This window comes from Streptomyces otsuchiensis (genome assembly GCF_004305975.1).
Classification (GTDB): Bacteria; Actinomycetota; Actinomycetes; order Streptomycetales; family Streptomycetaceae; genus Streptomyces; species Streptomyces otsuchiensis.
The window spans coordinates 1-6,591 of sequence record NZ_BHZI01000299.1; the positions used below are offsets into that span (position 1 = coordinate 1).

General features: G+C 72.6%; 6 protein-coding genes and 1 pseudogene. 6 read left to right on the forward strand and 1 reads right to left on the reverse strand.

Translation table 11 applies throughout. The annotated features are described in order from the left end of the window. Positions 1-1,626: hypothetical protein (locus E0D90_RS22025; protein WP_194116929.1), on the forward strand; the 1,626-nt coding region annotated here is incomplete at its 5' end. 174 nt (positions 1,627-1,800) lie between these two features. Here the strand turns inward: E0D90_RS22025 and E0D90_RS22030 are convergent. After that, positions 1,801-2,421 (reverse strand): hypothetical protein, encoded by a 621-nt coding sequence (locus E0D90_RS22030; RefSeq protein WP_130799782.1) that lies wholly within the window; start codon positions 2,419-2,421, stop codon positions 1,801-1,803. Positions 2,422-2,701: 280 nt separating this feature from the next. Here E0D90_RS22030 and E0D90_RS22035 point away from each other — a divergent pair, with 280 nt between their 5' ends. The 5 genes and pseudogenes from E0D90_RS22035 to E0D90_RS22055 form a co-directional block, all read left to right on the forward strand. Next, entirely contained in the window at positions 2,702-3,922 is a 1,221-nt protein-coding gene (locus tag E0D90_RS22035; RefSeq protein ID WP_227870399.1) for an NAD(P)/FAD-dependent oxidoreductase, read from the forward strand. A gap of 91 nt (positions 3,923-4,013) precedes the next feature. Then, positions 4,014-4,379: an Rv2175c family DNA-binding protein gene (locus tag E0D90_RS22040; RefSeq protein WP_103504524.1), complete on the forward strand. Its 366-nt coding sequence runs from the start codon at positions 4,014-4,016 to the stop codon at positions 4,377-4,379. Between the two features lie 182 nt (positions 4,380-4,561). Then, complete coding sequence (gene thiE, locus E0D90_RS22045; RefSeq protein ID WP_103504525.1) at positions 4,562-5,212, forward strand: thiamine phosphate synthase; 651 nt, start codon at positions 4,562-4,564, stop codon at positions 5,210-5,212. Positions 5,213-5,288: 76 nt separating this feature from the next. After that, positions 5,289-6,239: a methylenetetrahydrofolate reductase [NAD(P)H] gene (gene metF / locus E0D90_RS22050; RefSeq protein WP_103504526.1), complete on the forward strand. Its 951-nt coding sequence runs from the start codon at positions 5,289-5,291 to the stop codon at positions 6,237-6,239. A gap of 14 nt (positions 6,240-6,253) precedes the next feature. Then, positions 6,254-6,591, forward strand: a pseudogene (locus tag E0D90_RS22055) (hypothetical protein); the annotation flags it as partial.

Here is a 6,591-nt window from a genome sequence, read left to right on the forward strand (position 1 = left end):
CCCGTGCCGCCTCCCGGCCCCGGGCAGGCGGGCGAGCCCACCGCAGTGCACCCGCCGTCCGCCGACCCGGTGGCGGTCGCACTGGGCAACGCCTCCCTGCTGGGCTTCGGCTACCTGCTGATGGGCCGGCGTCCGCTCGCGGCGGGAACGCTCGCGCTCACCACCGCACTGCTGCTGGTCCTCACCCTGCTCGCGCCGTACTGGTGGTTCCAGCTGGTCGTGGCCCTGTGGTGGGCCGGGTCCGTCGCCCACGGCTGGTACCTGGCGGGCGGCCGGCTGCCCGGCGTCCGCCCCGGCGCGACGGCCGGACCAGCCGGGCCCGAGAACGGCCCCGCCCCGGCTTCACGGCCGGCCGGCCGGCGGCCGCTCGCCCTCGCTCTCGCGCTGCCGGTCGTGCTGGCGGCGGGGCTGCTGCGGCTCGACGCCGCCGCCACCGAGCGGGAAGCGGCCGAAGCCCACGCAGCCGGCGACTGCGCGCGGGCGCTGCCGCTGCTGAACGGCCTCTCGCCCGCCCACCGCGTCGCCGACGCCCCGCTCGCGGAGCGGGCGGCCGAGGAGGCGGAGGCGTGCGAGCTGCTGCTGAACTCCGAGCGGCAGGAGGGCAGCCAGCGGCTGCGGGCGGCCAGCACGCTCCTCGACTACACCGACCACCCCGGCGCACGGTGGGAGGAGGCCGAGCGGCACTGGGCCGGCCTGCTGCTCGCGGAGGCGTCGGACGACCTGGACACCGCCCTCACCGGCGACGTCGAGGCACTGGACTCGGGATTCCGCCATCTGTCGGCGGTCCTCGGGGAGTTCCCCGACGGCGCGGGCGTGGCCGACGACGCCGGCGAGGTCCTCGACGGCTTCCTCGACCGCCTGCCGACCGACGACGCGTGCGCCACCGAGAGGATCGCCGCCTGGCTCGGCGGACGCGAACCGGGGGAGAAGGCGCTGGAGCGCGCGACGGGCATCGTCCCGGAGATCGAGCCGGGCGCCAAGGTCGGATGCGGCGCCGACCTCATGGCGGACCACCAGTGGGCCGAGGCGCTGGGCCGGTACGAGCAGGTGACGGACGAGTACCCCGACCACGAACTCGCCGCGGAGGCACGGACCGGCGCCGACGACGCGAGCGCCGCCATCGAACTCGACGAAGTACGCGACCGCCTGCGGGTCTCCACCGGCTCCGACATCCCCGATTACTGCGGAAACCCGGCGCCCTACCGGAAGGCCGCCCCGTACGAGGGCGACGGTCCGCACCGCGCGCTCGTCTTCGGTGACCCCGACCACAAGGGCGAACTGGCCTCCTCCTGGCTCGCCGACGGCGCCGGCGACGCGGTGCTGGTCATCTGCGCGGAGGAGCCCACCATGGGCGCCACCGTCGAGACGTGCCCCTACGAATCGGGGTTGAGCGCCGGCGGCAACCAGAGCGTCTCGTTCCGCGAGAAGGAGATCCCCGTCCGCGTCTACGAGGTGCGGACCGGCGAGCTGGTCACCGAGAGGAACCTGCGCGTCCGGGGCGCCAGCTGCCCCGAGATGCTGGAGTACGAATACCTCATCACCGACCTGGGACCGCCCTCCGAGGTGTACGTCACACCGTCCCGGGACGACGTGCGCAACGCCTACCGGTCCGTGATCGCCCCATGAGCGGGGCCGCTCAGGCGCCCCACGAGGAGGCTCCATCCGTCCGACTTCCGACCGATTGGTGAACGGACTGAGGGGCGAGCCTCCCGCGCCTCAGCCGTTCGCTGGCGGCGAAGGCTGCCAGGGGCTGTTGCCTGCGACCAGTCGGGTTCGAGGCCGAGGGGTGCGGCTTCCCTTTCAGCCGTCGATGATGACGCTGGTCTCGGGGTCGTAGGCGAGCTGCGTCTGTGCCCGGCTCGACTCACCCCGGGCGACAACCCACGCCGTGGCTTCATTACCCCTCAAGGTCTGGGACAGATTCTCATGGTCGATCCCCGAGAAGCCCTCAGCATCGTTCACCACAAGAGGCTCCTTGAAGGGGACGCGACGGACCACGGCGCCTTCAAGGTCCCTGTACTCGACGCTGAGGTCCACTGTCTCGCCGTGCCGGAATCCCTCCCCACACGCGCTGAGTCCGGAACCGTTTTCCCAGACGTAGGCACCGAGCCGGGTACCGCGGCTGTTCCAGTTGTTGAACGTGAGGATGTCGGCGCAGGATCCGGAACGGGCCTTTTGGTCCACTGCACCGTCGGGCTCTCGCTCGGCTCCTCGGCCCGCTCCTCCCTCAGATCCTCGGCCGGGCTCCGAGTGGGCCCCCGCGTCGGTCTCTGTGGCTTGCGGACGGTCACCTTCCCGGGAGAGTGACGTCGAGTCATTCCCCAAGGTCACAAACAACAGAGTGCCGATCACCCCGCATACCGCTGTGACGATGACGCCGATCATTCCGTACCGCGCAGCTTTGTCTCGTGAATCACCCATGTTGACGTCAACTCCTCCGCTGGAAAAGGTATGACGCCCCTCTGCCGCTCCGAGTTCCCCGAGTGAAGACCGAAAAATGTTTGCGAGTCCTCTGCCGTAGCCACCAGTTGTAATATCTGATCTCTACTGAGGCTAAGGACTCCAGTTGTAGATCGCGATCTCATGTCTGGACGGCTTGTCGCCGATGGTGGCCGGCTCGGGATCGGTCCTGGTGGCGGTGGTGAGCGGCCGCGGTCATGCCCACCGTCGGCCCTCTCCGAGCCGGGCGTGCCGTGAGAGGCTGGCCGGCGTGAACAGCGAGCGTGTCGTCATCGCCGGAGCGGGCCTGGCCGGGGTCCAGACCGCGGCCCAGCTGCGCGAGGCGGGCTGGGACGGGGAGATCGACCTCCTCGGTGCCGAACCCCACCGTCCCTACGACCGGCCACCCCTGTCCAAGGGGCTGCTCGACGGCACCGCCGCGCAGGCGTGGCTGGATACCGACCTCGACGCGCTCGGCGTCCGGCTGCGCACCGGCGTCACCGCCACCGGCCTGCGGACCGCCGACCGGTTGCTCGACACCGACGCCGGACCCGTCGGCTACCGCCACCTCGTCCTGGCGACCGGCGCGCTCGCCCGCCGCCTGCCCGGGACGGACGGGGCCCCCGGAACCCATGTACTGCGCACGCTCGACGACGCCCGCGCGCTCCGCGCCGAACTGGTGCCCGGCGCGCGTCTGGTCGTCGTGGGCGCCGGGTGGATCGGCGCCGAGGTCACCACCGCCGCCCGCGCCGCCGGGTGCGAGGTCACGGTGCTGGAGGCCGCCGACGGGCCACTGCCCGGGGCGCTGCCGCCCGAGGCCGCCGCACCGATGCGCCACTGGTACGCCGAGGCCGGTGCCCGGCTGGTCACGGGGGCCGCGGTCGCCGCGGTCCGCGAGGGAGTGGTGGAACTGGCCGACGGCCGTGCCGAGCCCGCCGACGCCGTCCTGGTCGGGGTCGGGTCACGGCCCGCCACCGACTGGCTGGCGGGCACGGGGGTCGCGCTGGCCCCGGACGGCTCCGTCCTCGCCGACGACCGGCTGCGCACCGCCGCCCCCGAGGTGTGGGCCGTCGGCGACTGCGCCTCCTTCCCCTCGGCCCGCTACCGGCGTCGGCTGCTGGTGCAGCACTGGGACAACGCGCTGCGTGCCCCGGCGACGGTCGCCGCGGGCATCGTGGGCAGGGCTGGGGACGTGCCGCCCTACGACCCGGTGCCGTACTTCTGGTCCGACCAGTTCGGCCGGACCGTGCAGTGTGTGGGGCTGCCGGACCCCGCCGATTCCCTGGTGCGACGGGGCGACCCGGCCGCCGGCGGCGGCTGGACGATGTGCTGGGCGGGTCCGGACGGCGCCCTGACCGCCGTGCTGGCCGTGGACCGGCCGCGCGACCTGTCCCAGGGACGCCGGCTGGTCGAACGCGGCACCCCGGTGGAGCTGGACCGTGCCGCCGACCCGTCCGTACCGCTGAAGAACGCCGCGCGCTGACCGGCCGGGGCGCCCGCGTCGCTGCTCCGGATGCCCTCCTCGGGGGGCTCCCTGATGACGGGTGTCCCCCACGGATGGCAACCTTGTCCATGTGACCGAGATTGATCCGAAGATTGACGCCCTCGTCCCGTCCTGGCTGACCCTGCCCGACATCGCCGAACAGCTCGACGTGGAGGTGACGCGCGTCCGCCAGTGGGTGAAGGACGGACAACTGATCGCCGTCCGCCGCGGCGAGAACCGTGCGCTCCACGTACCCGCCGACTTCATCGGCGAGGACCGCATCGTGAAGGGGCTCACCGGTACCCTCACCCTGCTCCAGGACGACGGCTTCACCGTCGAGGAGATGGTGGAGTGGCTGTTCACCGCCGATGACACGCTGCCCGGTACGCCGGCGCAGGCGCTCCGTGAGAACCGTGGCACCGAGGTGAAGCGCCGCGCCCAGGCGCTCGCCTTCTAGCCCCCCGCGCCGGCCCGCGCCCCGGCCGCCGCCGGGACGGGCCCACCGCCGGGACGAGCCCACCCGCTGACGACCGCCCCGGGACCGGGGCGGTCGTCAGCGCGCCCGGACGCCGCCGGGGCCCGTCGGCGGCCGTCCGCCCCGACCGCTCACCCGCCCACCACGCCACAGCGAGGCAGACCATGACCACCCCCGAGCCGCACCACGCACTCGCCGACGCCCGCCTCTACCTCTGCACCGACGCCCGCCGCGCCCAGGGGGACCTCCCCGAGTTCCTCGACGCGGTCCTGGCGGGCGGCGTCGACATCGTGCAGCTGCGGGACAAGGAGATGGAGGCGGCCGAGGAACTGGAGACGCTGGAGGTATTCGCCGACGCCTGCCGCCGGCACGGCCGACTGCTCGCCGTGAACGACCGCGCCGACGTCGCGCACGCGGCCGGGGCGCCCGTGCTCCACCTCGGGCAGGGCGACCTCCCGGTGCCTGCCGCGCGGGCCGTCGTGGGCGACGCGGTGGTGATCGGCCGCTCCACCCACAGCGAGGCCGAGGTCGACGCGGCCCTCGCCGATCCGGCCACCGGGTACTTCTGCACCGGACCGTGCTGGCCCACCCCCACCAAGCCGGGCCGTCCGGCGCCCGGGCTGCCGCTGGTCCGCTACGCGGCGGCGCACGCCGGGCGCGTGCCGTGGTTCGCGATCGGCGGGATCGACGCCGGCAACCTGGACCAGGTGCTGGAGGCCGGCGCACGCCGGGTGGTCGTGGTGCGGGCGCTGACCGCGGCCGAGGACCCCGGCGCCGCCGCTGCGGCCCTCGCGGCGCGGCTGCGGCGGAACTGACGGTTTCCGGCCGCGTGCGACGTCCATTCCACGGACAGTGATCGTCAGGGGCACACTCGCTCGCTAAGGTCGAGGTATGGCCCTGGGAATCCCGTCGGTGCGACACGACCACGCGCACACCGTCCGCGAACTGCTGGCGGCCGGTGAGCGCTCCTACTCCTTCGAGTTCAACACCCCGCGCAGCGAGCAGGGTGAGCGCGTCCTGTGGGAGGCGATCCGCCGTGTCGAGGCGGTGGCACCCACCTTCGTGTCGGTGACCTACGGAGCCGGTGGCTCGTCCCGGCAGGGCACGATCCGCGCCACCGAGCGCATCACCACCGAGACCACCCTCACCCCGGTCGCCCACCTGACGGCCGTCGACCACTCCGTGGCCGAGCTGCGCAACATCATCGGACGGTACGCCGACGCCGGGATCCGCAACATGCTGGCGCTGCGCGGGGACCCGCCGGGTGATCCGATGGGGGAGTGGGTGCGCCACCCCGAGGGAGTCAGCTACGCTGCCGAACTGGTCGAGCTGATCAAGGAGTCGGGGGACTTCTGCGTCGGCGTGGCCGCGTTCCCGGAGATGCATCCCCGATCCGTCGACTGGGACACCGACATCCGGCATTTCATCAACAAGTGCCGGGCCGGCGCCGATTACGCCATCACCCAGATGTTCTTCGACGCCGACGACTACCTTCGACTGCGGGACCGGGTCGCGGCGGCCGGCTGCGACACCCCCATCATTCCGGAGATCATGCCGGTGACCAGCGTCCGGCAGATCGAACGCTTCTCGCAGCTGAGCAACGCGACCTTCCCCGCGGACCTCCGCGACCGCGTTCACGCGGTACGCGACGACCCGGGCGCTGTACGCTCGTTGGGGATCGAGCACGCCACACGCATGTGTGAACGGCTGATGGACGAGGACATCCCCGGTCTGCACTTCATCACGCTGAACCGTTCGACGGCCACACTGGACATCTACCGGAATCTGGGCTTGCATCGGCGCCCCGGGACGACTGGGGCCGGCGAGCACACGGAGCACTGACGAGAGGGCGGCACATGGGCTGGACAGTCCTCTACCTCGCATTCGGACTGGTCGCCCTCTGGCTCCTCGGAGAGGTGCTGCTGCAGTACAAGGCCCGCCTCCGCTGGCGGGTGCTGGCCTTCTGCGGATTCCTCGGCGTGGTCCTGGGTGTGCTGATCCAGTCCGTCGCGGTGATCGCCCTCGGGGCCGTCGCCTTCGCGACCGGCCAGAGCCTGGTGACGCTCTCCTTCCGCAAGGGCTTCTCCACCGGCTGGGCTATCGGGGGCAAGCCCGGCACCAGCCGGCGCCGCCGCGCGATCCAGCCCATGGACCCGGTCGCCGAGGACGAGTACGACGAGTACGGCAACCCGCC